The sequence below is a fragment of the Streptomyces sp. Da 82-17 genome, from assembly GCF_046098215.1.
GTDB lineage: Bacteria > Actinomycetota > Actinomycetes > Streptomycetales > Streptomycetaceae > Streptomyces.
Map to the genome: position 1 here is coordinate 128,207 of NZ_JBJURH010000001.1, position 24,123 is coordinate 152,329.

Below are 24,123 nucleotides of genomic sequence, written 5' to 3' on the forward strand. Positions count from 1 at the left end.
CCCGTTCAGCGGCGTTCGCCGGAAAGGGCGCCCCGGTCCTCCGCGCGCTGGCCCGGTATGGCGGCCGCGGCGCACTCCGGGGGCTCGATGCTGATACGCGGGAGCCAGCGGTCGACGCGGCGCGGGAGCCACCAGTTGGCGCCGCCGAGCATGTGCATGAGGGCGGGGACGAGAAGGGTGCGCAGGACGAACGCGTCGAGCGCGACGGCCGCCGCGAGGGCGATGCCGAACATCGCGATGACCCGGTCGCCGCTGAGCACGAAGGCCAGGAAGACCGAAATCATGATCACGGCGGCGGAGTTGATCACCCGGCTGGTCTCGGCGAGCCCGACCCGCACCGCGCGCCGGTTGTCGCCGGTCTCCAGCCACTCCTCGTACATCCGGCTCACCAGGAACACCTGGTAGTCCATCGAGAGCCCGAACAGCACGGAGACCATGATCACCGGGAGGAAGGGCTCGATCGGCCCGGCCCGGCCGAGGCCGAGGAGCTCGCTGCCCCAGCCCCACTGGAAGATCGCGACGACGACGCCGAAGGCGGCGGCGACCGCGGCCACGTTCATCGCGGCGGCCTTGAGCGGAATGCCCACGGACCGGAACGCGAGCAGGAGCAGCAGACAGCCGAGCCCGATCACCACGCCCACGAAGAGCGGCAGCTTGCCGACGATGACGTCCGCGAAGTCGTCGTACCCGGCGGTGACGCCGCCCACGTGCACGTCCAGCGACGAGCCCGACTCGGCCCGCGCCTCCGGCAGCACTTCGCCGCGCAGCCGGTCGACGAGCTCGCTGGTCGCCTCCGACTGCGGCGCGGAGTCCGGCACGACGGTGAGGAAGCCGACCTCGCCGCGTTCGTCGTACGTCACCGGGGTGACCGTCGCGACGCCGTCGGTGCCGCGCAGGGTGGCGGGCAGCTGGTCGAGGGCGACCCGGTCCTCGGCGTCGTGGATCTCGGCGACGAGGGTGAGCGGACCGTTGACGCCCGGCCCGAACCCGGAACCGTCGCCCTGGGCGTCCCCCGCGAGGAGGTCGTACGCCTGCCGGGTCGTGGACGTCGTCGGGTTGTTGCCCTGGTCGGACGTGCCGAGGCGGAGCGAGAGGGTGGGCAGGGCGAGGACCGCGATCACAACGAGGGCGAGGGCGCCGAGCAGCTTCGGGTGCTTCTCGACGAACGCGGACCAGCGGGCGGCGAGCCCGGTCGGCAGTTCGGGCTGCGGCCCGTGCTCGTCGAGGGCGCGGCGCTCGCGGCGGGACAGGGCGCGCATCCCGATCCAGGACAGCAGCGCGGGCAGCAGCGTCACGGACGCGGCCACGGTCAGGACGACGGTGAGGGACGCGGCGACGGCGACGCCGTTGAGGAAGTTCAGGCGCAGGATCAGCATGCCGAGCAGGGCGATGCACACGGTGGCGCCCGCGAAGGCGACCGCACGGCCGGTGGTGGCGACCGCGTTCTGCGCCGCCTCCGCCACGGACAGTCCGCGCTTCAGGCCGCGCCGGTGCCGGGTCACGATGAACAGCGCGTAGTCGATGCCGACGCCGAGGCCGATGAGCAGGCCCAGCATGGGAGCGAAATCGGCCACTGTCATGACGTGGCCGAGCAGCACGGTCCCGGCGTACGCGGTGCCGACGCTGACCAGGGCGGTCGCTATCGGCAGCAGGCTCGCCGCGAGGGAGCCGAACGCGATGAGCAGGACGACCGCCGCGACGGCCACGCCGACGGCCTCCGCGATGTGCCCGCCGGGCGCCTCGGTGAGGCCGACGGCACTGCCGCCGAGCGCGACGGTCAGATCGCCGGAATCGGCCGCACGCGCGGTGTCGACCACGGCCTGCGCCTGTGCCGGTTCGATGTCGTGGACTGGCCCGTCGAACGTCACGGTGGCGTACGCGGTGTGCCCGTCGCGGCTGATCTGCCCGGCGCCGTCGGCGTGGTACGGGCTGACGACGTTGGCGACGCCGGGGAGCTTCGCGATCTCGTCGAGGGTCCGGGTCATCGTCTGCTGCACGCCGGCCGCGTTTATGGTGCGGTCCTCGGTGTGCCAGACGACGGTGTTGCTGTCACCCGCCAGCTCCGGGAATCCGGACTCCAGCAGCTCGGTCGCGCGACCGGACTCGGTGCCGGGCACGTCGTAGTTGTTGGAGTACGCGGTTCCGGCGAAGGTGGCGGCGGCGCCGGCGCCGACGAGGGCGAGCAACCAGAGCAGGACGGCTACGAGACGGTGCCTGATGCACCACCGAGCGAGTGCTGCCACTGAGCTGCTCCCTGGATGTCTCGCGGATCCTTTTCGGGAACGGCCCGCAATGAACACTTACCCGATACATATCCGACATCGGGCCCCACTTCGAGCAACTCTGACAGCTGGTGGAGATCGTTTGCCCCTTTCGTGGCCATCCTCACAGCGCCGCTGACGGCACAGGGAACGGCGAGGACGGCCACGAAATGGCACACGGAAGCGGACGGAAGCCGGCCCGGACCGAGCCGGGCCCGAGCCCCGGTCAGCCGGACACGCTGTCCTTGCCGTTCTCGATGTGCCCCATCAGCCGCCGCCGGAACGGCTCGTCGCCCGCGGCCACGATCTCCAGGTCGTACCAGCCGTGCGCCTCGCCGGTCTCGTACGCGACCGTCCGGCTCTGGCCCGCGGCCACGCGGACGGTGCGCGGCGCGGCGTCCGTGTAGGCCAGCGGGCGGAGCGTGAACGTCAGCGCCGCACTACCGGTGTTGCGCAGCGTCACCTGGACGGCACGCGTGCGTGCGTCGATCCGGGTGGCCACCGCGGCGGTCCCGTCGGCCCGCCCGGCGAACTCGCGGCGGAACCCGTTGGGCCCGGTCACCGTGAACTTGTACGCGCCGCCGGTAAGGGGCACGCGCAATTGTGCGGCGCCCCTTACATCGAAGTGCTGCGGAACCTCGTACTCCCCGGCGTACGGGTAGAGCGCGAAGTGGGCGCTCGACGGGCCGGTGTTGGTCAGGCGCAGCTCGACCCGGCGGCCGTCGCCCGCGACCGTGCCGTGGGCGTCCGGCTGGTACGGCAGCGGGCGGGCGGGGCGGCGGCCCGGCTCCTGCTCGGGCATCCGCTGGTCCTTCGGCGGTTCGGGGCGCCAGCGGCCGGTGAACGGCGGCACGGGCCCGGGCTGCTCGACGTCCGGCTGCGGCCGGCCGCGTGTGAAGTCGAAGGCGCCGGTGAGGTCGCCGGTGACCTGGCGGCGCCAGGCGCCGATGTTGGGCTCCTCGATGCCGGTCCACTTCTCCAGGAAGCGGATCACCGAGGTGTGGTCGAAGACCTCGGACGAGACGTGCCCGCCGACCGTCCACGGCGACACCACCAGCATCGGCACCCGTATCCCGAGCCCGGTCGGGTGGCCCTGCCAGTGTTCCTCGGTGACGTCGGCGGACGGCACGGGTGGCGGCACGTGGTCGAAGAAGCCGTCGTTCTCGTCGTAGTTGATGAACACGGCGGTGTGCCGCCAGACCTCGGGGTGCGAGGCGAGGGCGTCCAGGACCTTGTAGACGAGGGTGGCGCTGTGGATCGGCGAGGACGAGCCGGGGTGCTCGGAGTCGAGCGCGGACGGCACCAGGTAGGACACCTCGGGCAGCTTGCCCGCGGCGATGTCGCGGCGGAACTCCGCGGCGAGCTCACCGGTCGGCACCCGGCGGAGGGCCCGCTCGAACAGCGAACGCTCCTTCGCGTCCAGGGACTTCACGCCCTCTTCGAGCACGGCGAGCAGCTTCTCCCGCTCGGCCTCGCTCGACGCCTCCCGCACCTGCGCGTAGAACGCCTCCATATAGGTGTGCTCGGTCTTGGCGAGGACCTTGCGGGCGATCGCCTTGAACGTGGTGAAGAACTCGATCTGGTTGTCGGTGAAGTTCTCCCACTCGGTGTACGTGCGCCAGCTGCGCCCCGCCTTCTCTAGGCGCTCGGCGTACGTGCCCCAGTCGTAGCCGGGGTGCGTGCCCTCCGCGTAGGCGTCGTTGCCGACGGCGCGGTTGCCGTTCGCCTCGTCGCCCGTCTTGCCGCTCCACAGGTGGTTGCGGTTGGGGCTGGTGGAGGTGTGGATGGACGAGTGGTACGCGTCGCAGATGGTGAAGGTGTCCGCGAGCTCGTAGTGCAGCGGGATGTCCTCGCGCGTGTAGTACGCCATCGTCGCCGCCGACTTGGCGGTGATCCAGTTGTCCATCCAGCCCTTGTTCCAGGCCTTCGCGCCGCCCGACCAGGAGTGGTCGAGGTCGCCGATGTACTGCAGGTCCTTCTGCTGCGCCTCGGCCGCCGCCCGCACCGGGAAGGGCAGCACGGTCCGGCCGAGCGGCGCGGGCTGCTCGAACACCGGCTTGCCGCCCGGGAGTTGGATGGCGTTCCGGTCGCCGAAGCCGCGTACGCCGCGCAGCGTGCCGAAGTAGTGGTCGAAGGACCGGTTCTCCTGCATGAGGATCACCACGTGCTTGACCGCGTCGAGGCCTCCGGGCGCCGGTTCGGCGGCGAGCGCGGCCTGCAGCGAGGGCGGCAGCAGCGAGCCCGCGGCGGCCGCGCCGAGCGCACCGCCGCCGAGCGCGAACAGCCTCCGCCGTGAAAGCCCTGCGCCAGATGTGTCCGTGGTCAACTGATCCTCCCGAGTCCGGTGTGACGGTCGGGAAGCTATGCAGCACGGATGGATCAGGGAAGACGTACGACCGTACCGGCGGTGAACGGTCCAAGCACCGGCCCGCGTTGTCCAAACCGGAGCTGAACGCCAAGGGCGGGACCGGAAGTTCCGGTCCCGCCCTCGTCAGCGTAGGAAACGGCGCGTCAGCCCTCGACGCCCAGCTTCTCCAGGATGAGCTCCTTGACGCGGGCCGCGTCGGCCTGGCCGCGGGTGGCCTTCATGACCGCGCCGACCAGGGCGCCGGCCGCGGCCACCTTGCCGCCACGGATCTTGTCCGCGATGGCCTGGTTGCCGGCGATGGCCTCGTCGACGGCGGCGGTCAGCGCGCCCTCGTCGGAGACGACCTTCAGGCCGCGCTTCTCGACGACCGTGTCCGGGTCGCCCTCGCCCGCGAGCACACCCTCGATGACCTGGCGGGCCAGCTTGTCGTTGAGGTCGCCGGCCGCGACGAGCGCGGTGACCCGGGCGACCTGCTCCGGCGTGATCGCCAGCTCGTCGAGCGCCTTGCCCTGCTCGTTGGCGTGCCGGGCGAGCTCGCCCATCCACCACTTGCGGGCCTGGTCGGCCGGGGCGCCCGCGTCGATCGTGGCGACGATCGGGTCGACCGCGCCGGCGTTGAGGATCGACTGCATGTCGTGCTCGGTGACGCCCCACTCCTCGCGGAGACGGTTGCGGCGCACCCGCGGCATCTCGGGCAGCGCCGCCCGCAGCTCCTCGACCCACTCACGGGCCGGGGCGACGGGGACGAGGTCGGGCTCCGGGAAGTACCGGTAGTCCTCGGCGTTGTCCTTGATGCGGCCCGAGGTGGTCGAGCCGTCGTCCTCGTGGAAGTGGCGGGTCTCCTGGACGATCGTGCCGCCCGAGGAGAGCACCGCGGCGTGCCGCTGGATCTCGAAGCGCGCGGCCCGCTCGACGGAACGCAGCGAGTTGACGTTCTTCGTCTCGCTGCGGGTGCCGAACTCCTTGGTGCCGTTGGGCCGCAGCGACAGGTTCACGTCGCAGCGCATCTGGCCCTTGTCCATGCGCGCCTCGGAGACGCCGAGGGACTTGATGACCTCGCGCAGCTCGGCGACGTACGCCTTGGCGACCTCGGGGGCCCGCTCGCCCGCGCCCTCGATCGGCTTGGTGACGATCTCGATGAGCGGGATGCCGGCGCGGTTGTAGTCGAGCAGGGAGTGGGACGCGCCGTGGATACGGCCGGTGGCGCCGCCGACGTGCGTCGACTTGCCGGTGTCCTCCTCCATGTGGGCGCGCTCGATCTCCACACGGAAGACCTCGCCGTCCTCCAGCTGGACGTCCAGATAGCCGTCGAAGGCGATCGGCTCGTCGTACTGCGAGGTCTGGAAGTTCTTCGGCATGTCCGGATAGAAGTAGTTCTTCCGGGCGAAGCGGCACCACTCGGCGATCTGGCAGTTCAGCGCGAGGCCGATCTTGATCGCGGACTCGACGCCGGTCGCGTTGACCACCGGCAGCGAGCCGGGCAGGCCGAGGCAGGTCGGGCAGGTCTGCGAGTTGGCGTCCGCGCCGAGCGCGGTCGAGCAGCCGCAGAACATCTTCGTCTTGGTGCCGAGCTCGACATGGACCTCGAGGCCCATGACGGGGTCGTACGACGCGAGCGCGTCCTCGTACGACACCAGGTCAGTCGTGACAGTCACGGTGAAACTTTCCCTCTCAGCCCAGCAGGACGTCGTCGTCGCCGAGCCGCTTCAGCTCTCGGTAGAGGATGGCCAGGCCGGTGACGATGGCGGCGGCGGACACCGCGGCGTCCGCCAGACGCAGCATGTCGTTGTCCTGGCGGGCCATCTTCGCCTGCTTCGCGACGCTCAGCGCGCCGAAGGCGGTGCTGGCCAGCGAGACGTAGACGCCGGTCTTGGACTTCTTGAAGTTCTTGGCCTTCTTTGCCATGGCAGTCACAGCGACGGAGCCTCCTCAAGCAGCGGGTGACCCCACTTTTCCACGAAAGCGGCCTCGACGGCGGCGCCCACCTTGTACAGGCGGTCGTCCTTCATGGCGGGGGCGATGATCTGCAGACCCACGGGCAGGCCGTCCTCCGGCGCAAGGCCGCAGGGCAGCGACATGGCGGAGTTGCCCGCGAGGTTCGTCGGCAGCGTGCACACGTCCGCGAGGTACATCGCCATCGGGTCGTCGGCGCGCTCGCCGATCGGGAAGGCGGTGGTGGGCGTGGTCGGCGACACGATGACGTCGACCTGCTCGAAGGACTTCGCGAAGTCCTGCGTGATGAGCGTGCGCACCTTCTGCGCGGAGCCGTAGTACGCGTCGTAGTAGCCGCTCGACAGGGCGTACGTGCCGAGGATGACGCGGCGCTTCACCTCGTCGCCGAAGCCGGCCTCGCGGGTCAGCGCGGTGACGTCCTCGGCGGACTTCGTGCCGTCGTCCCCGACGCGCAGGCCGTAGCGCATGGCGTCGAAGCGGGCGAGGTTGGAGGAGCACTCGGACGGCGCGATCAGGTAGTACGCCGCGAGCGCCAGGTCGAAGGACGGGCAGTCCAGCTCGACGATCTCGGCGCCGAGCTCCTTCAGCAGCTCCACCGACTCGTCGAAGCGCTGCAGCACACCGGCCTGGTAGCCCTCGCCGCGGAACTGCTTGACGACGCCGACGCGCATGCCCTGCACGCTGCCGTTGCGCGCGGCCTCGACGACCGGCGGGACCGGGGCGTCGATCGAGGTGGAGTCCATCGGGTCGTGCCCGCCGATGACCTCGTGCAGCAGCGCGGCGTCGAGGACGGTACGCGCACAGGGGCCGCCCTGGTCGAGCGAGCTGGAGAAGGCCACCATGCCGTAGCGGGAGACGCCGCCGTAGGTCGGCTTGACGCCGACGGTGCCGGTGACGGCGGCGGGCTGGCGGATGGAGCCGCCGGTGTCGGTGCCGATGGCGAGCGGCGCCTCGAACGCGGCGAGCGCGGCGCTGGAGCCGCCGCCGGAGCCGCCGGGGATCCGGGTCAGGTCCCAGGGGTTGCCGGTCGGGCCGTAGGCGCTGTTCTCCGTGGAGGAGCCCATGGCGAACTCGTCCATGTTGGTCTTGCCGAGCACCACGACGTCGGCGGCCTTGAGCTTCTTGACCAGCGTCGCGTCGTACGGCGGGAGCCAGCCCTCGAGGATCTTCGAGCCGACGGTCGTCGGGACGCCCTCGGTGGTGAAGATGTCCTTCAGCGCGAGCGGGACGCCGGCCAGCGGGCCGAGCTTCTCGCCGCCCGCGCGCTTCTCGTCGACGGCGCGGGCCTGCGCGAGAGCGCCCTCACGGTCGATGTGGAGGAACGCGTGGACCTTCTCGTCGACGGCGTCGATCCGCGCGAGGTGCGCCTCGGTGACCTCGACGGCGGTGAGTTCGCCGGAGGCGATCTTCGCGGCGATCTCGGCCGCGGTGAGCTTGATGATGTCCGTCATGACTTCTTAGTCCTCCCCCAGGATCTGCGGCACCTTGAAACGCTGCTGCTCCTGGGCCGGGGCGCCGGAGAGCGCCTGCTCGGGGGTGAGCGACGGACGGACCTCGTCGGCGCGCATGACATTGGTCAGCGGCAGCGGGTGGGAGGTCGGCGGTACGTCTTGGTCGGCGACCTCGGAGACGCGCGCTACGGCGCCGAGAATGTCGTCGAGCTGGCCGGCGAAGTGGTCGAGCTCTTCGGCCTTCAGCTCCAGACGCGCCAGCCGAGCGAGGTGGGCGACCTCCTCGCGCGTGATGCCAGGCATGCGGATCCTCACTGGGATGAGCGTGATGTGTCTGGCCCAATCCTATGGGGCCCGGCCCCATGCCCGTGAAACGGTTTGCCGGAGGGGGTACGCGAGTGGGGCGGGCCCACGGGCGTACGTACCGCCCTGGGCTGTCGCGTACCCGCAGGACCGTTACTTCACCACGTGCCCGGAGGGGCGATCCGCGTCCTCCTGGGTGTCGGGGTCCGTCTCGGCGGACAGCTCCGCGGGGCGGCGCCAGCCGCGCGAGCCGCGGGCGCGCAGCCAGGACGTGGTCTCCACTGCGGGCATCGCCGCCGCGACCAGCCAGCCCTGCACCGCGTCACAGCCGAGGTCCCGCAGCCGCTCCCAGGTCTCGTCGTCCTCGACGCCCTCCGCGACGACGAGCAAGCCGAGGGAGTGGGCGAGGTCGACGGTGCAGCGGACGATCTCCGCATCCTCGTTGTCGACGGCGAGGCGGGCCACGAACGAGCGGTCGATCTTCAATTCGCTGACGGGCAGCCGCCGCAGATGGACGAGCGACGAGTACCCGGTGCCGAAGTCGTCGAGGGACATCTTCACGCCGTGCCCGGTGAGCCCGGCGAGGGTGTCGGCGGCCCGCTGCGGGTCCTCGAGCAGGACGTGCTCGGTTATCTCCAGCTGGAGCGCGCCCGCCGGGACGCCGTGCCGGGCGAGGCGGGCGGCGACCGCTCCGGCGAAGCCCGGGGTGTGCACGTCACGCGGGGAGACGTTGACCGCGACGGGGACCTTGAGGCCCTGCTTGTGCCAGCGCGCGACCTGGGCGAGGGCCGTCTCCAGGACGTACTCCGTCAGATGCGGCATCAGGCCGGAGGACTCGGCGATCGCGATGAACTCGTCCGGCGGGACCTTGCCGCGCTCCGGGTGCACCCAGCGGACCAGCGCCTCCAGGCCGGCGACCTGGCCGTCGAAGCGGACCTTCGGCTGGTAGTGCAGCTCGACCTCGCCCGCGTCGAGCGCGCGCCGCAGGTCGCCCAACAGGCCGAGGCGGTCCGGGGTGTTGGAGTCCCGCTTCGACTCGTACACCTCGACGCCGGTGCGGTCGCGCTTCGCCTGGTACATCGCGACGTCGGCCCGGCGGAGCAGCCCCTCCGCGTCCAGGGCGTGGTCCGGGAAGACGGCGAGCCCGGCGCTGGCCTCCAGGACGAGGGTCAGTCCGTCCAGGTCGAGCGGGGAGCTGAGCTCGGCGACCAGGCCGCGCGCGACGCGCTGCGCGCTGGTCGTGGAGTCGCAGGTCGGCAGGAGCACCGCGAACTCGTCGCCGCCGAGCCGCGCGGCCTCCGCTCCGCGCGGCAGGGCGTGCCGGAGCCGGTCGGCGATCTGCAGCAGCAGCCGGTCGCCGGCGAGGTGGCCGAGGGTGTCGTTGACGGAACGGAACCGGTCGAGGTCGATCAGGACGAGCGCGGAACGCGCGCCGACCCGCTCGGCCTCGTCGAGGGCGGTCCAGGTGCGCTCCAACAGCCACTGCCGGTTGGGCAGTCCGGTGAGCGGGTCGCGCAGCTGCTCCTCGGCTCTGGCGCGGGCGATCCACAGCGTGGAGTCGAGGGCGATCAGCGGGACCGCGAAGAGCGGCAGCAGGATCGGCTGGGCGGTGGCGACGACGCAGATCAGCGGGGCGATGCCGAGCAGCGCGACGCCGACCAGGGCCTGCCGGAGCAGCGCGGTGCGCGCGACCGTCGGCAGGCCGGCGCCGTGCGGTGTGTTCACGTACCAGAGCAGCAGCCGGGTCACCAGGAGGTACGCGGCGGCGACGAGGACGATCTCCGGGGCGCTCCAGACGTTCCAACTGTCCGGGTCCCAGGGGCTCTCCACGGACGGGGCCTGGCCGAAGGCCGCGAGGACCAGGGCGCCGGCGCAGATGCCGAGGATGTCCACCGCGCCGTGCATCAGGCCCTGGACCCAGCGGCGTCTGCGGGCGGCGGCGACCAGGACGACGACGGTGAGGCTGACCATGCCGGCGGGCACCCAGCCGTACAGGAGGAGCACGGCGAGAGTGAGGGCGGCGCCGGAACCGGTGCCGCCCCACCAGCGTTCGCGGCCGAGGGCCACGAGATGGCCGACGATGACGCCGGTGAGCACGGCGAGCGACCAGCCGACGACGCCGCTGGGGAAGAGTGCGTGCTGATCGGTGAAGGCTCGGACGAACCCCGCTGCCAGGACCACTGCCGCGGTGGCCGCGATCGCGGCCGGCAGTGCGGGCACCATCAACCGGCGCAGCCCTGACACCGGATCGGCGCTTTCGGTCGGTTTCATTCCCGTCCCTCTCACAGCCGGCGGTGCCCACGCCACGCGGCCCTCGTGTTCAGAAGTCACCGCGTCTGAACCCTTCCCCCTGGCTCCCGAGGAGCAGGGACCACCCCTTCGCAGCGGGGCACGGCAGGCGCACTCCTCAACAGTAGGCCGCGGAAGGCTTCCACGGGCAGCGGTCGACAACGGTTGCCCGAATGCGACCCGGCCACCCGTATGCATCTGGTATGCGCTGAACGGGTGGCCTTCAACCGCTACTCCTCGGCCGAAAGTGCGACTTCCCGCGCGGCGTCCGGCCCTTGATCCAGGAGCACGGCGAAGCCATCTTCGTTCAGAACCGGGACTTTGACCTGCATGGCCTTGTCATATTTCGAACCCGGATTCTCACCAACCACCACAAAAGACGTCTTCTTGGAGACGGATCCGGTCACCTTGGCTCCAAGACGCTGTAGGGCCTCTTTTGCGCCATCTCGCGTATATGTCTGCAGCGTTCCGGTCACGACGACCGTCAGGCCCTCCAGCGGACGCGGCCCTTCGTCGGCCGCGCCCTCCTCCTCCATGCGGACGCCCGCGGTCCGCCAGCGGTCGATGATCTCGCGGTGCCAGTCCACCTCGAACCACTGCTTGAGGGAGGCCGCGATGGTCGGGCCGACGCCCTCGACGGCGGCCAGCTCCTCCTCGCTCGCCTGCTCGATCCGCTCCATGGAACGGAACTCGCGGGCCAGCGCCTCGGCGGCGACCGGGCCGACGTGCCGGATCGACAGGCCCGTGATGACGCGGGCCAGGGGGCGGTCCTTGGCCTCCTGGATGTTCTTCAGCATCGCCAGGGTGTTGGCCTTCGCCTCGCCCTTCTGGTTGGCGAAGAACGTGACGACCTTCTCCTCGCCGGTCTTCGGGTCCCGCTTGGGCAGCCCGGAGTCCTGGTCCAGGACGTACGACTTGATGGGCAGGAGTTCCTCGACGGTGAGGTCGAACAGGCCGCTCTCGTCCTTCAGCGGCGGCTCGGCCGGCTCCAGGGGCTGGGTGAGGGCGGTGGCCGCGACATAGCCGAAGTTCTCGATGTCCAGGCACTTGCGGCCCGCGAGGTAGAACAGCCGCTCGCGCAACTGGGCCGGGCAGGAGCGGGAGTTGGGGCAGCGCAGGTCGATGTCCCCCTCCTTCATGGGCCGCAGCGGCGTGCCGCACTCGGGGCACTCGGCGGGCATCACGAACTCCCGCTCGCTGCCGTCCCTGAGGTCCGCGACCGGGCCGAGGATCTCCGGGATGACGTCACCGGCCTTGCGCAGCACGACCGTGTCCCCGATGAAGACGCCCTTGGCCTTCACCACCTCCTGGTTGTGCAGCGTCGCGAACTCGACCTCCGAGCCCGCGACCGTGACCGGCTCCACCTGCGCGTACGGAGTGACGCGGCCGGTGCGGCCGACGCCGACGCGGATGTTGACCAGCTTGGTGTTGACCTCCTCCGGCGCGTACTTCCAGGCGATGGCCCAGCGGGGCGCGCGGGAGGTGGAGCCGAGGCGGCCCTGCAGCGGGATCTCGTCGAGCTTGACGACCACGCCGTCGATCTCGTGCATCACCGAGTGGCGGTTCTCGCCGTAGTACGCGATGAACTCCCGCACGCCGTCGACGTCTTCGACCACCCTGTTGTACTGCGCGGTGGGCAGGCCCCACTCGCGGAGCAGATCGTAGGCATGGCTCAGGCAGTCGATGTCGAAGCCCTCGCGGGCGCCGATGCCGTGCACCACCATGTGCAGCGGGCGGGTGGCGGTGACGCGCGGGTCCTTCTGGCGCAGCGAACCCGCCGCCGCGTTACGGGGGTTGGCGAACGGCTTGTCGCCCTGCTCGACCAGGCGGGCGTTGAGCTCCTCGAACTTCTCCATCGGGAAGAAGACCTCGCCGCGGATCTCCACGAGCTCCGGGATGCGCTCGCCCTTGAGGCGCTCCGGGATGTCCGCGATGGTGCGGACGTTGGGCGTGATGTCCTCGCCCGTGCGCCCGTCCCCGCGGGTGGCGGCGCGCGTGAGCCTGCCGTGCTCGTACGTCAGGTTCACCGCGAGGCCGTCGACCTTCAGCTCGCACAGGAAGTGGTACTCCCCCGAGCCGACCTCCTTCGCCACGCGGTCGGCCCACGCGGCCAGCTCCTCGTCGTCGAAGGCGTTGTCCAGGGACAGCATCCGCTCGCGGTGCTCGACCGCGGTGAACTCCGTCTCGTACGACCCCGCGACCTTCTGCGTCGGGGAGTCCGGGGTGCGCAGCTCCGGGTGCTTCTCCTCCAGGGCCTCCAGGGAGCGCAGGAGCTTGTCGAACTCCGCGTCGCTGACGACCGGCTGGTCCTTCACGTAGTACCGGAAGCGGTGCTCCTCGATCTGCTCCGCGAGCTTCGCGTGCTCCTCGCGCGCTTCCGCGGGCACGGAGCTCGCGGTCGAGGCGGTCTGTGCGTCCTTGTCGCCGGCCACCGTCTTCGTCCTCCCGTAACGGTTACTCAGGGTTGTCCGCGAGTGACCTCGCCGCCGTGACACAGTGCGCGAGCGCCTTGCGGGCGTACGCGGGAGAGGCCCCCGCGAGTCCGCACGACGGCGTGACCACGACCGATTCCGCGAGCGACCCCGGATTCAGCCCCAGCCTGCGCCACAGCGTCCTGACACCACTGACGTTACTGGCAGGGTCCGACAATGCGGCGTCGGTGGACGGCACGACGCCCGCGAACAGCTTCGTGCCGCCCTCGACGGCCTCGCCGATGGCGTCCTCGTCACGTTCGGTGAGGAGGCCGAAGTCGAAGGAGACGCCGGCGACTCCGGCTCGGCGCAGCAGCGCGAACGGCACGTCGGGAGCGCAGGAGTGGACCACGACGGGGACGCCCGCCGCCTCCATGACCGAGCGCAGCGTGCCCTCGACGATCTGGCGGTCCACCGCGCGGTGCGTGCGGTAGCCGCTGGCGGACTTGATCTGCCCGCGCAGCACCGCGGTGAGGGACGGCTCGTCGAGCTGGAGCACGGGCGTGGCGCCGGGGACGCGGCGGCGTACGTCGTCGAGGTGCCGGGCGAGGCCCTCGGCCAGGGAGCCCGCGAGGTCGCGGCAGGCGCCCGGGTCGGACAGCGCGGCCTCGCCGTTCTTCAGCTCCAGGGCGGCGGCGAGCGTCCACGGGCCGACGGCCTGGACCTTGAGCGGGCCCTCGTAGCCTTGCGTGTACTCCTCCAGGGCGTCGAGGTCCTCGCCGAGCCAGGACCTGGCGCGGCGGGTGTCCATGCCGGGGCGGTCGCCGATGCGCCAGCCGCTGGGCTCCACGCGCGCGTAGACCTCGACGAGGAGGCCGGCGGTGCGGCCGATCATGTCGGCGCCGGGTCCGCGCGCGGGCAGCTCCGCCAGGTACGGGAAGTCCTCGAACGACCCGGTGACGGTTTTCGCGGCCTCGCGGGCGTCGCCTCCGGGCATCGAACCGACGCCGGTGGCGGGGCCGAAGACGTGCGCGCTCATCGGCCGGGCCGCACCGTCAGGTCGTTGACCTCCGCGTCCCGCGGCAGGTCGAGGGCCATGAGGATGGTGGTGGCGACGGACTCGGGGTCGATCCAGCGGGCCTCGTCGTACTCCTTGCCCTCCTGCTGGTGCACCTTGGCCTGCATGGGGCTCGCCGTGCGGCCCGGGTAGACCGTGGTGACGCGCAGGCCGTTGGGCTTCTCCTCGTGGCGCAGGGAGTCGGCGAGCGCCTTCAGGCCGTGCTTGGACGCGGCGTACGCCGACCAGTCGGCGTGGGCGTTCAGGCCCGCGCCGGAGTTCACGAACAGCACGTGGCCCTGGGCGACGCGGAGTTGGGGCAGGAAGTGCCGGGTCAGCTCGGCGGGGGCGATGAGGTTCACCTCCAGCTGGTGGCGCCAGATCTTGGGGGTGAGGTCACCGACCCGGCCGAGGTCGACGACGCCCGCGATGTGCAGCAGCGAGTCGACCCGGTCGGGCAGCGTCTGGTGCGAGAACGCCCAGGAGAGGCGGTCGGGTTCGGCGAGGTCGCCGACGAGGGTGCGGGCGCCCTCGTACCGCTCGGCGAGTTCCTTGGCGCGGCCGGCGTCGCGCGCGAGGAGGACGAGTTCGTCGCCGCGCTCGTGCAGTCGCCGCGCGACGGCGGCGCCGATGCCGGAGCCCGCTCCGGTGATCACATGGGTAGCCATGCCGGACATTCTCGCAAGCCGCGGGTCAGCGGGTGCCCATGGACTCCTCGAGGTAGGCGAGGGCGCCGACCGGCTCCTCCGCGAAGAACACCAGGTCGGTGAGAGGGACGGGCAGGAAGCCCTCGTCCTCCATGCGGCGGAACTGGGTCTTCAGGCCGTCGTAGAACCCCGCCGTGTTCAGGAGCACCACGGGCTTGGTGGTGTGGCCGTGCTTCTTCAGCTCCAGGATCTCGGTGGCCTCGTCGAGCGTGCCGGTGCCGCCGACCATGATCACCACGGCGTCGGCATGCTCCAGGAGCGCGGCCTTGCGCTCCGCCAGGTCGGCCGTGACCAGCATCCGGTCGGGCTCGGTGACGGGCCTGGCCTTGGCCTCCAGGAACTCCACGGAGACGCCGAGGAGCCGGCCGCCCGCCTCCTGCACGCCGTCCGCGACGACCTTCATCAGGCCGACGTCGGAGCCGCCCCACACCAGCGTGTGGCCCGCCTTGCCGAGGAGTTCCGCGAACTCGCGGGCGGGGCGGGTGTAGCGGTCGTCGAGGTCGGCGGCGGAGAGGAAGACACAGATGTTCATGCAGCCACCGTACGGGCCGCCGCCGACAGTCCGGCCCGCCCGGATCAGGTCAACTGCACGCGCGCGTGCGGCACATCCGGCGCCGCGCGTGTGCGGCGGGAAGATCCGGCACCGCGCGTGTGCTGTACGAAGTGACGCGGAACACGACGCAGTGCACGACCGGACTCAGGGAGGCCGCCGTGGCCGAGGGACACGAGATCACCGTCGAGCAGAGCGCTCAGCACGTGCGCGTGGTGCGGGACGGGCAGGTGATCGCGGACAGCTCCCGCCCGCTGGTGCTGCGCGAGACCGGGTACCCGGCGCGCTACTACCTGCCGCCGCAGGACGTGCGCACGGAGCTGCTCACGGCCTCGGAGACGCACACGTACTGCCCGTTCAAGGGCACCGCCTCGTACTGGTCGCTGCCGGACGCGCCCGACCTGGTGTGGGCGTACCCGGAGCCGAAGCCTCAAGTGGCCGCGATCAAGGACCACTTGTGCTTCTACGAGACCGAGGTGGTCGGCGACTGACGGCCGGGGGCAGGCCGCGGCCGTCGGCGACTGACGACTGGCCCTAGGCCGCGGCCGGCGCCTTCTGTGTGGTGGCGATCGTGGCCGAGCCGACCACGCGCGTGCCGTCGTAGAGCACGATCGCCTGGCCGGGGGCGACGCCGCGGACGGGCTCGGCGAAGGAGACGCGCAGCTCGCCGTCGACTACCTCGGCCGTCACCGGGGTCTCGTCGCCGTGGGCGCGCAGCTGGGCCGTGTACGCGCCCGCGCCGACGGGGGCGGTGCCGCACCAGCGGGGCTTGATCGCGGTGAGGGCGCCGACGTCGAGGGCCTCGACCGGGCCGACCGTCACCGTGTTGTCGACCGGCGAGATGTCCAGGACGTACCGCGGCTTGCCGTCGGGGGCCGGGGTGCCGATGCGCAGGCCCTTGCGCTGGCCGATCGTGTAGCCGTACGCCCCTTCGTGGGTGCCGAGCTTCGTGCCGTGCTCGTCGACGATGTCGCCCTCCGCCTTGCCGAGGCGGTTCGCGAGGAAGCCCTGGGTGTCGCCGTCGGCGATGAAGCAGATGTCGTGCGAGTCGGGCTTCTTGGCGACGGCGAGGCCGCGGCGCTCGGCCTCCGCGCGGATCTCGTCCTTGGTGGTGACGGTGTCGCCGAGCGGGAACATGGCGTGCGCGAGCTGCCGCTCGTCCAGGACGCCGAGGACGTACGACTGGTCCTTCGCCATGTCGGAGGCGCGGTGCAGTTCGCGGTTGCCGTCGGCGTCCGTGACGACCTGGGCGTAGTGCCCGGTGCAGACGGCGTCGAAGCCGAGGGCGAGGGCCTTGTCGAGGAGCGCGGCGAACTTGATCTTCTCGTTGCAGCGCAGGCACGGGTTGGGGGTGCGGCCCGCCTCGTACTCGGCGACGAAGTCCTCGACCACGTCCTCGCGGAAGCGGTCGGCGAGATCCCACACGTAGAAGGGGATGCCGATGACGTCGGCCGCGCGGCGGGCGTCGCGGGAGTCCTCGATCGTGCAGCAGCCTCGGGCGCCGGTACGGAAGGACTGCGGGTTCGCCGAGAGCGCCAGGTGCACTCCCGTCACGTCGTGCCCCGCCTCGGCGGCGCGGGCGGCGGCGACGGCCGAGTCGACCCCGCCGGACATGGCGGCGAGGACACGGAGGCGGCGCTGGGGGGCGGCGGGGATCTCACTCATAACTCCTCCAGGGTAGTCGGAACCTTCGGGGACCCTTCGCGCGTTTCTACGATCACGGGGAGCACGGGGAGGTAGCGGTGGCCGACGAACAGTCCGGCGGCGAGAAGCAGGAGCGGTCCGGGCGGGGCGTCAGCCGCCGCGGACTGCTGATCGGCGGTGCGGCCACCGTCGGCGCGGGCGTCGCGCTGTTCCACGAGGAGCTGGGCCGGCTGTGGTGGCGGGTGCCCGGCATCGACAAGCAGCGCAACGACGGGGACGTGGACCAGGCGGGCGCGCAGTGGATCGCGGCCTCGGAGGCCAACCTCCGCTATGCGGACCGGCCGGCGGACTTCACGATCGACCGCGTGATCGTCCATGTCACGGAGGGCAGTTACGCGACGGCGGTGCGGGTCTTCCGCGATCCGCTGCACGCCGCGGCGGCGCACTATGTGATCCGCGCGAAGGACGGTCACATCGCGCAGATGGCCCGCGAGCTGGACGTGGCGTTCCACGCGGGCAACCGCGAGTTCAACGAGCGCAGCATCGGCATCGAGCACGAGGGCTTCGTCGACAAGCCGGAGACCCTGACGGACGTCATGTACCGCTCGTCGGCCCGCCTGGCGGCGGACATCTGCGCGCGGTACGAGATCCCGGTCGACCGCGAGCACATCATCGGCCACAACGAGGTCCCGGGCGCGACGCACACGGACCCGGGCCGCCACTGGGACTGGGACAAGTACATGCGGCTCGTCCGGGAGGCGGCGAAGAGACCGGCCTAGCTGAGCCCCGCCGACCGGGCCCGTTCCACCGCCGGGCCGATGGCCTTCGCGACGGCCTCGACGTCGGCGCGGGTCGTGGTGTGCCCGAGGGAGAAGCGCAGGGTGCCGCGGGCCAGGTCCGGGTCGGTGCCGGTGGCGAGCAGGACGTGGCTGGGCTGGGCCACGCCCGCGGTGCACGCGGAGCCGGTGGAGCACTCGATGCCCTGGGCGTCGAGCAGCAGCAGCAGCGAGTCGCCCTCGCAGCCGGGGAACGTGAAGTGCGCGTTGGCGGGCAGCCGGCCGAGGACGCCGGGCCCGGCGGGTTCCGGGTCGCCGCCGAGGATCGCGTCGGGTGCGGCGGCGCGGACGGCGGCGATCAGCTCGTCCCGCAGGCCGCCGATCTCCCGGGCGAACCACTCCTGCCGCTCGGCGGCGATCCGCCCGGCGACGGCGAACGCCGCGACGGCGGGGACGTCGAGGGTGCCGGAGCGGACGTGCCGCTCCTGCCCGCCGCCGTGCAGCACGGGCACGGGGCTGTACTCACGGCCGAGCAGCAGCGCCCCGATGCCGTACGGGCCGCCGACCTTGTGGCCGCTGACGGTCATCGCGGCGAGCCCGGAGGCGCCGAAGTCGACGGGGAGCTGGCCGAAGGCCTGGACGGCGTCGGCGTGCAGCGGGACGCCGAACTCGGCGGCCACGTCGGCGAGTTCGCGTACCGGCATGACGGTGCCGATCTCGTTGTTGGCCCACATGACGGTGGCGAGGGCGACGTCGTCGGGGTTGCGGACCAGGGCCTCGCGCAGCGCCTCGGGGTGCACGCGGCCGTACGCGTCGACGGGCAGGTACTCGACGGTCGCGCCCTCGTGCTCGCCGAGCCAGTGCACCGCGTCGAGCACGGCGTGGTGCTCGACGGGGCTGGCGAGGACGCGGGTGCGGGCGGGGTCGGCGGCCCGGCGGGCCCAGTAGAGGCCCTTGACGGCGAGGTTGTCGGCCTCGGTGCCGCCGGAGGTGAGGACGACTTCGCTGGGGCGGGCGCCGAGCGACTCGGCGAGGGTCTCGCGGGCCTCCTCGACGGTGCGCCTCGCCCGCCGTCCGGCGGCGTGCAGGGACGAGGCGTTGCCGACGACGGTGAGCTGCGAGGTCATCGCCTCGACCGCCTCCGGAAGCATCGGAGTGGTCGCGGCGTGGTCGAGATAGGCCATGGTGCGGTCGATTCTACGAGCCGTGCGGAGGGGGCACGGCGGGCGCAGGGTGGCACGACGGGGTCCGGCGAAACGGTGGCGCCGGATGTCAGTACCAAATAGCCTTACGCTCATGACATCTCATCGGGCACCTGACACGGACTGGGCACTCGACCGCACCTTCCGCGGCTCTTCCGGCGAAGTCCGCTGGGCCGCGCTCGGCGCACCGGAGGCGCCGCCCGTCGTACTCGTCCACGGCACCCCGTTCTCGTCGTACGTCTGGCGCTCCGTGGCCCGCGCGCTCGCGCCGAGCCACCGGGTGTACGTGTGGGACCTGCCGGGGTACGGCGCATCGGAGATGCGGGACGGTCAGGACGTCACCCTCCGGCAGCAGGCCCGTGTCTTCGCGGAGCTGCTCGACCACTGGGGCCTGGACGCGCCCGCCGTCGTCGCGCACGACTTCGGCGGCTGCGTCACGCTGCGCGCGCATCTGCTGCACGGGGCGCGGTACGAGCGGCTCGCCCTGGTCGACCCGGTGGCGCTCGCGCCGTGGGGCTCGCCGACGTACCGGCTGCTGGGGGCGAACGCGGAGGTGTTCGCGCAGCTCCCGGCGCCGCTGCACGCCGCGCTTGTGCGGGAGTACCTGAGCTCGGCGAGCCACCGCGGGCTGCATCCGGCGGTGCTCGAGCGGCTGCTCGCGCCGTGGTGCACCCCAAAGGGGCAGGCGGCGTTCTACCGGCAGATCGCCCTGAACGACCAGCGGTTCACGGACGAAATCCAGGACAGGTACGCGGAGTTGGAGCTTCCGGTGCTGGTCTGCTGGGGCGTGGAGGACACCTGGATCCCGGTCGCGAAGGGCCACGAGCTGGCGGCGGCGATCCCGGGAGCGGAGCTGCGTCCGATCGAGGGCGCGGGCCATCTCGTACAGGAGGACGCGCCCGCGCAGCTGACGGCGGAGCTGCTGCGGTTTCTCGGCTGAGCCCGGAACGCCGCCGCGAGGTCAGCCCAAGTTCCAGGCCACCGTGCCGTTCGCGGCGGTCAGGGCGGCGAGGACGACCAGGTCGGCGACGCCCAGGCCGAGCCCGAGGAACGCGCGGCCGCGCCGGGAGGTGCCGCCGCGGAGGGCGAGACAGGCCAGGGCGACGGCGATCGGGCCGAGGACGACGTTCAGGACGAGCAGTCCGACGAGGCCGAGGACGAAGGACGCGACGGCCATGGCGTCGGGGCGCGAGGTGACGCCCGCGGGCCCAGGCGTGCGGACGGAAGGCTTCCGGTCGACGGCCGGCACAGACGACGTGGACACAGGACTCACTCCGAACGGTGGCGCGCGAGCTGCTCGCGCACGGCGAAGAGGGCCAGCCAGCCGGCGATCACGGCGGCGGCCACGAGGGAGACGGAGAACGGGAGTTGGGCGACCGAGCCGAGCAGCACGCCCAACAGCAGAAGTGCGGCGACAAGTGCGATCACGATGCGCCTCTCAGAATTTCAGCGTACGACTGTTCACTGACTCCACAGTCTAAAGGCTCGCGGTGTCCCGTACGGCGGAGAACAGTTGTTTACTGAATGCCATGAGTCACACCGCCGAGCCCGCCGGATCGCGACAGGCACAGAAGTTGAGGACCCGCCAGGCCCTGCTGTCCGCGAGCCTGGAGCTGCTGGAGCGGCAGAGCCTCGGCAGCCTCGGCCTGCGTGAGGTGACCCGCGCGGCCGGCCTCTCCCCCGCCGCGTTCTACCGCCACTTCGCCGACATCCCCGCGCTCGGCGTGGCCCTGGTCGACGAGGCCCTGGAGAGCCTGCACGGCATGATCGGCGCGATCCTCGCGGAGACCGGGGACACGGAGCGGCGGATCGAGCGCAGCGTGGAGCTGATCGCCCGTCATGTCGCCGAGCAGCCCGCCCACTTCCGCTTCGTCGCCCGCGAACGGTACGGCGCGGTGGAGCCGGTGCGTACGGCCATCGCGGCCCAACTCGACCGGTTCGCCGAGGAGTTGACGCGCGTCCTGGCGGCGGACGCGGGGGCGCACGGCTGGAGCGGGGCGGACCTGCGGATGCTCGGCGGGATGTACGTGGACCTGATGGTGATGACGTCCTCGGAGTTCCTGGAGGCGACCGGCCCCGGCCCCCGCGCCGAGGCCGCCCACACGGCCCGCCGCCGCCTGCGCCTCCTGGCGGTCGGCAGCGCGCACTGGCTGGACGAGGACTGAGGCCCGGCACGTTCGTCTGCCGCGCCGTGGTCGCTGGGCGCACAGTTCCCCGCGCCGCCTTACGGGGCGCGCGAGTCGGCGTCGTCGTACAACGACACGATCGAGGCCGCCGCCCTCGCCAGTTCCTCCCGCACCTCCCTCGGGGAGAGGACCTCGGCGCGGTCGGTGAAGGCGAGGAGCTGGCGGGACTCGCGGATGTCGCCGAAGGCGAGGCGGACCGGCACCCACTCCGAGTCGGACGAGCCGGGCGGCTCCGTCATGTACGCGCCGTTCATGCGGACGAACATGTCGAGCCACGGCCGCCGCACCCGCGCCTCCACGGCGATCGCCCCCGCCCGGTCCTCCACCCGGCGCCGCAACTCCGCCCAAACGTCGGCGAGTTCGACGCCGTCGCGCCTGCGCACCGGCTCGTCCGTCACGGCCGCCGCCTCGACCCGGTCGACGCGCAGGAGCTGGGGCGCGCCGTCCCGGTCGGCGACCAGGTACCAGACGCCGGCCTTCGAGACGAGGCCGTACGGGTCGACGGTGTAGGCCCGGGCAGCGGAGGCGCCGCTGTGCCGGTACCGCACGTGCACGCGCCGGTCGCTGAACACCGCGTCCTGCAGCGCCTCCAGGTCGACGGCGGGCTGCGGTCCGCCGAGCCAGCGCACCGGGTCGACGAGGATGCGCCGCGCGGCCAGCTCGGCGGCGGGCCGGTGCGGGGCGGGGAGCGCGGCCATGACCTTGCGCAGCGCCGAGCCGATCGCGGAGTCCAGGCCGAGCGCGGCGTGCGTACCCTCCGCGGCGAGCACGAACAGGGAGCGCGACTCGTCGGCCGTGAGCCCCGTGACGTCCGTGCGGTAGCCGGGCAGCAGCGCGATGCCGCCGTGCCGCCCGCGCTCCGCGTACACCGGGACGCCGCTGCCGGAGAGCGCCTCGACGTCGCGGTAGATGGTGCGTACGGAGACCTCGAGGCGCTCGGCGAGCTCGTGCGCGGGTACGCGGCCGCGGGTCTGGAGCAGCAGCAGGATGGAGAGCAGCCGTTCGGACTTCACGCCACCCAGGATCGCCTACGGCCCAAGAGCCTCAGCGGGCGAGGACGGTCCTGGCCAACTGGCGGGACTGGGCGACGAGTCGGCCCGCGCTGTCCCAGACCTCGGCGTCCTCCTCCAGGAAGCCCCCGGCGAGGTTGCGGGTGGAGATCGCGACGCGCAGCGGCCCGGGCGCGGGACGGCAGCGGACGTGCACGGTCAGCTCGACGGTCGGCACCCAGCCGGACAGGCCCAGCTCGAACGCGGTCGGCGGCAGCGCGTCCACGGCGAGGAGCAGCGAGAGCGGGTCGGCGTCGCGGCCGTCGGCGAGCCCGAACCAGGCGCGCATCTCCCCCTTGCCGGAGGGCGCGCCGAGCGCCCAGCCGAGGGTGGCCGGGTCGAGCTTCAGCCAGAGCCGCTCGGCGATGGCGGTACTGCCCTGCACGGGGGCGTCGTCCGGCGCGTCCTGCGGGCCGAAGCACTGCTCGATCGGCGGGATGGCCGGGGGCTCGGCGGAGGTGCGGACGTCGTCGGGCAGGGCGTCCAGGTCTCCGTACGAGGCGATGACGCGGATGCGTTCGACCTCGGTGCCGTCGGCCTCGTACTGGAACAGGGAGGCCTGCCCGTTGGAGAGAGTGCGGCCGGCGCGGACCGTCTCCGTGCGGATCACGGCCGGACCCGGCTGGGAGGCGGTGAGGTAGTGCGCGGAGATGGTGAACGGGTCGCTGTGCGGCAGGGCGTCGGCGAGGGCGCGGCCGATGACGGCGAGGAGATAGCCGCCGTTGACGGCGTTGATGATGGTCCAGCCCGCGGACAGGTCGATGTCGTAGACGCCCGGTTCGCGGCGCACCACGGCGGTGTCGCGGTCGAACTCGCTGTCGCCGATGACGGCCGAGCCGTCGCCGATGGCGGCCGAGGTCGCGCTCGGCGCCGCGTCCTGTGTCGTGCCCTGAGTCATGGCCAGCACGGTACAACAGGAAACTACTGAGCGGTAGCTTTTTCTTCGACGGCGGACCGCCGGTTCCAGGCGCGCGGGGCCCGCCAGTGCCGCGCCATGGCGAGCAGCCGCAGGACGAACGCGGTGACGACGGCGATCCCGCTGGTCAGCGGGTTGAGCGCGTCGAAGCGGATGCAGAGGACGACGATGCCGGCGCCGACCATCGCCGGCACGGCGTACAGGTCACGGTCCCAGCGCAGCAGCGACGGGACCTCGTTCGCGAGCACGTCGCGCAGCACACCGCCGCCGACCGCCGTGGCCAGGCCGAGCGCGGCCGACGAGGTGAGGCCGAGCCCGTACTCGTACGCCTTCACGGTGCCCGTGACGCAGAACAGGCCGAGGCCGGCCGCGTCGAAGACGTTCACCGCACGGTTGATCCGCTCGACCTCCGGGTGCAGGAAGAAGACGAGCGCGGCGGCGAAGAGCGGCATGACGAAGTAGCCGAGGTCCGTGAAGGCGGCCGGGGGCACGGCGCCGATGATCACGTCCCGGAAGATTCCGCCGCCGAGCGCGGTGACCTCGGCGAGTACGGCGATGCCGAAGACGTCGAAGTTCTTGCGTACGGCCAGTAGGGCCCCGGAGATGGCGAAGACGAAGATTCCGGCCAGATCGAGGCTGTGCTGGACGGAAGGGGTGAAGAGGTCCTGGAACACGGGGTGAATTGTGCACGGTCCGTGCAGGTGCGGCTCGCCACGCCCACCCCAGGGGGCTCCGCCCCCGGGCCCCCGCTCCTCACACGCCGGAGGGGCTCCTCAGGGGCCGTCGTTCGGCTTCCCCACCGTCGTGGTGACCGCTGTGCCCACCCGTTCCGCCCTGCGGAACGCCTGCCCACAGCGGGGGGCGGGGGGGAGGGTGGGATCCCGCCCCAACCCCACCCACCCACAGCGGGGTGCGGGGGCCCGCCCTCGTCCCCGCCCACCCGCGGCGGGGCAGGGGGCAGGTGGGGACGTGCCCCGATAGGGGCGCGGGGAACTGCGCG

Annotated in this window: 22 protein-coding genes; 4 read left to right on the forward strand and 18 right to left on the reverse strand. The window is 72.0% G+C overall.

Translation table 11 applies throughout. The annotated features are described in order from the left end of the window. Positions 1-5: 5 nt before the first annotated feature. The 11 genes from ACIDOF_RS00570 to ACIDOF_RS00620 all read right to left on the reverse strand — a co-directional run bounded on the left by ACIDOF_RS00570 (position 6) and on the right by ACIDOF_RS00620 (position 15,332). Positions 6-2,243: an MMPL family transporter gene (locus tag ACIDOF_RS00570; RefSeq protein WP_409003576.1), complete on the reverse strand. Its 2,238-nt coding sequence runs from the start codon at positions 2,241-2,243 to the stop codon at positions 6-8. Between the two features lie 244 nt (positions 2,244-2,487). After that, entirely contained in the window at positions 2,488-4,587 is a 2,100-nt protein-coding gene (locus tag ACIDOF_RS00575; protein ID WP_409003577.1) for a phosphocholine-specific phospholipase C, read from the reverse strand. A 185-nt stretch (positions 4,588-4,772) separates the two neighbouring features. Next, positions 4,773-6,284: an Asp-tRNA(Asn)/Glu-tRNA(Gln) amidotransferase subunit GatB gene (gene gatB, locus ACIDOF_RS00580; RefSeq protein ID WP_409003578.1), complete on the reverse strand. Its 1,512-nt coding sequence runs from the start codon at positions 6,282-6,284 to the stop codon at positions 4,773-4,775. 16 nt (positions 6,285-6,300) lie between these two features. Then, positions 6,301-6,534 carry a hypothetical protein gene (locus tag ACIDOF_RS00585; RefSeq protein WP_409004004.1) on the reverse strand — a complete coding sequence of 78 codons (234 nt, stop codon included), beginning with the start codon at positions 6,532-6,534 and terminating at the stop codon, positions 6,301-6,303. Between the two features lie 5 nt (positions 6,535-6,539). Continuing rightward, a complete protein-coding gene (gene gatA / locus ACIDOF_RS00590) occupies positions 6,540-8,033 on the reverse strand; it encodes an Asp-tRNA(Asn)/Glu-tRNA(Gln) amidotransferase subunit GatA (protein WP_409003579.1) in 1,494 nt (497 codons plus the stop codon). Between the two features lie 6 nt (positions 8,034-8,039). Further along, complete coding sequence (gatC, locus tag ACIDOF_RS00595) at positions 8,040-8,336, reverse strand: Asp-tRNA(Asn)/Glu-tRNA(Gln) amidotransferase subunit GatC (protein ID WP_409003580.1); 297 nt, start codon at positions 8,334-8,336, stop codon at positions 8,040-8,042. A gap of 153 nt (positions 8,337-8,489) precedes the next feature. Further along, complete coding sequence (locus tag ACIDOF_RS00600; protein ID WP_409003581.1) at positions 8,490-10,607, reverse strand: putative bifunctional diguanylate cyclase/phosphodiesterase; 2,118 nt, start codon at positions 10,605-10,607, stop codon at positions 8,490-8,492. A gap of 248 nt (positions 10,608-10,855) precedes the next feature. Continuing rightward, positions 10,856-13,057, reverse strand: a complete 2,202-nt coding sequence (gene ligA, locus ACIDOF_RS00605; protein WP_409003582.1) for an NAD-dependent DNA ligase LigA — start codon at positions 13,055-13,057, stop codon at positions 10,856-10,858. A gap of 22 nt (positions 13,058-13,079) precedes the next feature. Then, positions 13,080-14,075: a methionine synthase gene (locus ACIDOF_RS00610; RefSeq protein WP_409003583.1), complete on the reverse strand. Its 996-nt coding sequence runs from the start codon at positions 14,073-14,075 to the stop codon at positions 13,080-13,082. After that, positions 14,072-14,770: an SDR family oxidoreductase gene (locus tag ACIDOF_RS00615; RefSeq protein WP_409003584.1), complete on the reverse strand. Its 699-nt coding sequence runs from the start codon at positions 14,768-14,770 to the stop codon at positions 14,072-14,074. Before ACIDOF_RS00615 ends, ACIDOF_RS00610 begins: the two co-directional genes overlap by 4 nt. Before the next feature lie 16 nt (positions 14,771-14,786). After that, entirely contained in the window at positions 14,787-15,332 is a 546-nt protein-coding gene (locus ACIDOF_RS00620) for a TIGR00730 family Rossman fold protein (protein WP_409003585.1), read from the reverse strand. Positions 15,333-15,511: 179 nt separating this feature from the next. Between ACIDOF_RS00620 and ACIDOF_RS00625 the strand changes: the two genes are divergently transcribed. Continuing rightward, positions 15,512-15,841 (forward strand): DUF427 domain-containing protein, encoded by a 330-nt coding sequence (locus ACIDOF_RS00625; RefSeq protein ID WP_409003586.1) that lies wholly within the window; start codon positions 15,512-15,514, stop codon positions 15,839-15,841. Between the two features lie 43 nt (positions 15,842-15,884). On the opposite strand, the gene mnmA is transcribed toward ACIDOF_RS00625, so the two are convergent. Beyond that, on the reverse strand, positions 15,885-17,015 hold the full coding sequence (mnmA, locus tag ACIDOF_RS00630) for a tRNA 2-thiouridine(34) synthase MnmA (protein ID WP_409003587.1): 1,131 nt from the start codon (positions 17,013-17,015) through the stop codon (positions 15,885-15,887). A 77-nt stretch (positions 17,016-17,092) separates the two neighbouring features. Between mnmA and ACIDOF_RS00635 the strand changes: the two genes are divergently transcribed. Further along, positions 17,093-17,773: an N-acetylmuramoyl-L-alanine amidase gene (locus ACIDOF_RS00635; protein ID WP_409003588.1), complete on the forward strand. Its 681-nt coding sequence runs from the start codon at positions 17,093-17,095 to the stop codon at positions 17,771-17,773. Here ACIDOF_RS00635 and ACIDOF_RS00640 read toward each other — a convergent pair. Next, complete coding sequence (locus ACIDOF_RS00640; protein ID WP_409003589.1) at positions 17,770-18,954, reverse strand: cysteine desulfurase family protein; 1,185 nt, start codon at positions 18,952-18,954, stop codon at positions 17,770-17,772. The genes ACIDOF_RS00635 and ACIDOF_RS00640 overlap by 4 nt on opposite strands. Before the next feature lie 112 nt (positions 18,955-19,066). Between ACIDOF_RS00640 and ACIDOF_RS00645 the strand changes: the two genes are divergently transcribed. Continuing rightward, positions 19,067-19,912, forward strand: coding sequence for an alpha/beta fold hydrolase (locus ACIDOF_RS00645; RefSeq protein WP_409003590.1), 846 nt, complete (start codon positions 19,067-19,069; stop codon positions 19,910-19,912). 21 nt (positions 19,913-19,933) lie between these two features. Here ACIDOF_RS00645 and ACIDOF_RS00650 read toward each other — a convergent pair whose 3' ends face one another. Both ACIDOF_RS00650 and ACIDOF_RS00655 read right to left on the reverse strand, forming a co-directional pair. Continuing rightward, entirely contained in the window at positions 19,934-20,236 is a 303-nt protein-coding gene (locus ACIDOF_RS00650; protein WP_409003591.1) for a DUF4190 domain-containing protein, read from the reverse strand. 5 nt (positions 20,237-20,241) lie between these two features. Next, positions 20,242-20,400, reverse strand: a complete 159-nt coding sequence (locus tag ACIDOF_RS00655) for a hypothetical protein (protein WP_409003592.1) — start codon at positions 20,398-20,400, stop codon at positions 20,242-20,244. Between the two features lie 101 nt (positions 20,401-20,501). Here ACIDOF_RS00655 and ACIDOF_RS00660 point away from each other — a divergent pair, with 101 nt between their 5' ends. After that, entirely contained in the window at positions 20,502-21,137 is a 636-nt protein-coding gene (locus tag ACIDOF_RS00660) for a TetR family transcriptional regulator (protein ID WP_409003593.1), read from the forward strand. A gap of 59 nt (positions 21,138-21,196) precedes the next feature. Here the strand turns inward: ACIDOF_RS00660 and ACIDOF_RS00665 are convergent, their stop codons facing one another. The 3 genes from ACIDOF_RS00665 to ACIDOF_RS00675 are packed head-to-tail and all read right to left on the reverse strand — an operon-like array spanning position 21,197 to position 23,797. Then, positions 21,197-22,171, reverse strand: coding sequence for a helix-turn-helix transcriptional regulator (locus ACIDOF_RS00665; protein WP_409003594.1), 975 nt, complete (start codon positions 22,169-22,171; stop codon positions 21,197-21,199). A 31-nt stretch (positions 22,172-22,202) separates the two neighbouring features. After that, on the reverse strand, positions 22,203-23,105 hold the full coding sequence (locus tag ACIDOF_RS00670) for a thioesterase family protein (RefSeq protein ID WP_409003595.1): 903 nt from the start codon (positions 23,103-23,105) through the stop codon (positions 22,203-22,205). 23 nt (positions 23,106-23,128) lie between these two features. Continuing rightward, positions 23,129-23,797 (reverse strand): trimeric intracellular cation channel family protein, encoded by a 669-nt coding sequence (locus ACIDOF_RS00675; RefSeq protein WP_409003596.1) that lies wholly within the window; start codon positions 23,795-23,797, stop codon positions 23,129-23,131. Positions 23,798-24,123 lie beyond the last annotated feature (326 nt).

What these genes read in the sequence shown, in the direction of transcription:
- gatA (WP_409003579.1), bottom strand. Translation starts at nt 8,033, where the DNA reads ATGACGGACATCATCAAGCTCACCGCGGCCGAGATCGCCGCGAAGATC.
- ACIDOF_RS00600 (WP_409003581.1), bottom strand. Translation starts at nt 10,607, where the DNA reads ATGAAACCGACCGAAAGCGCCGATCCGGTGTCAGGGCTGCGCCGGTTG.
- ACIDOF_RS00640 (WP_409003589.1), bottom strand. Translation starts at nt 18,954, where the DNA reads ATGGCCTATCTCGACCACGCCGCGACCACTCCGATGCTTCCGGAGGCG.
- mnmA (WP_409003587.1), bottom strand. Translation starts at nt 17,015, where the DNA reads ATGAGTGAGATCCCCGCCGCCCCCCAGCGCCGCCTCCGTGTCCTCGCC.
- ACIDOF_RS00610 (WP_409003583.1), bottom strand. Translation starts at nt 14,075, where the DNA reads ATGAGCGCGCACGTCTTCGGCCCCGCCACCGGCGTCGGTTCGATGCCC.
- ACIDOF_RS00615 (WP_409003584.1), bottom strand. Translation starts at nt 14,770, where the DNA reads ATGTCCGGCATGGCTACCCATGTGATCACCGGAGCGGGCTCCGGCATC.
- ACIDOF_RS00620 (WP_409003585.1), bottom strand. Translation starts at nt 15,332, where the DNA reads ATGAACATCTGTGTCTTCCTCTCCGCCGCCGACCTCGACGACCGCTAC.
- ACIDOF_RS00670 (WP_409003595.1), bottom strand. Translation starts at nt 23,105, where the DNA reads ATGACTCAGGGCACGACACAGGACGCGGCGCCGAGCGCGACCTCGGCC.
- ACIDOF_RS00585 (WP_409004004.1), bottom strand. Translation starts at nt 6,534, where the DNA reads ATGGCAAAGAAGGCCAAGAACTTCAAGAAGTCCAAGACCGGCGTCTAC.
- ACIDOF_RS00645 (WP_409003590.1), top strand. Translation starts at nt 19,067, where the DNA reads ATGACATCTCATCGGGCACCTGACACGGACTGGGCACTCGACCGCACC.
- ACIDOF_RS00660 (WP_409003593.1), top strand. Translation starts at nt 20,502, where the DNA reads ATGAGTCACACCGCCGAGCCCGCCGGATCGCGACAGGCACAGAAGTTG.
- gatC (WP_409003580.1), bottom strand. Translation starts at nt 8,336, where the DNA reads ATGCCTGGCATCACGCGCGAGGAGGTCGCCCACCTCGCTCGGCTGGCG.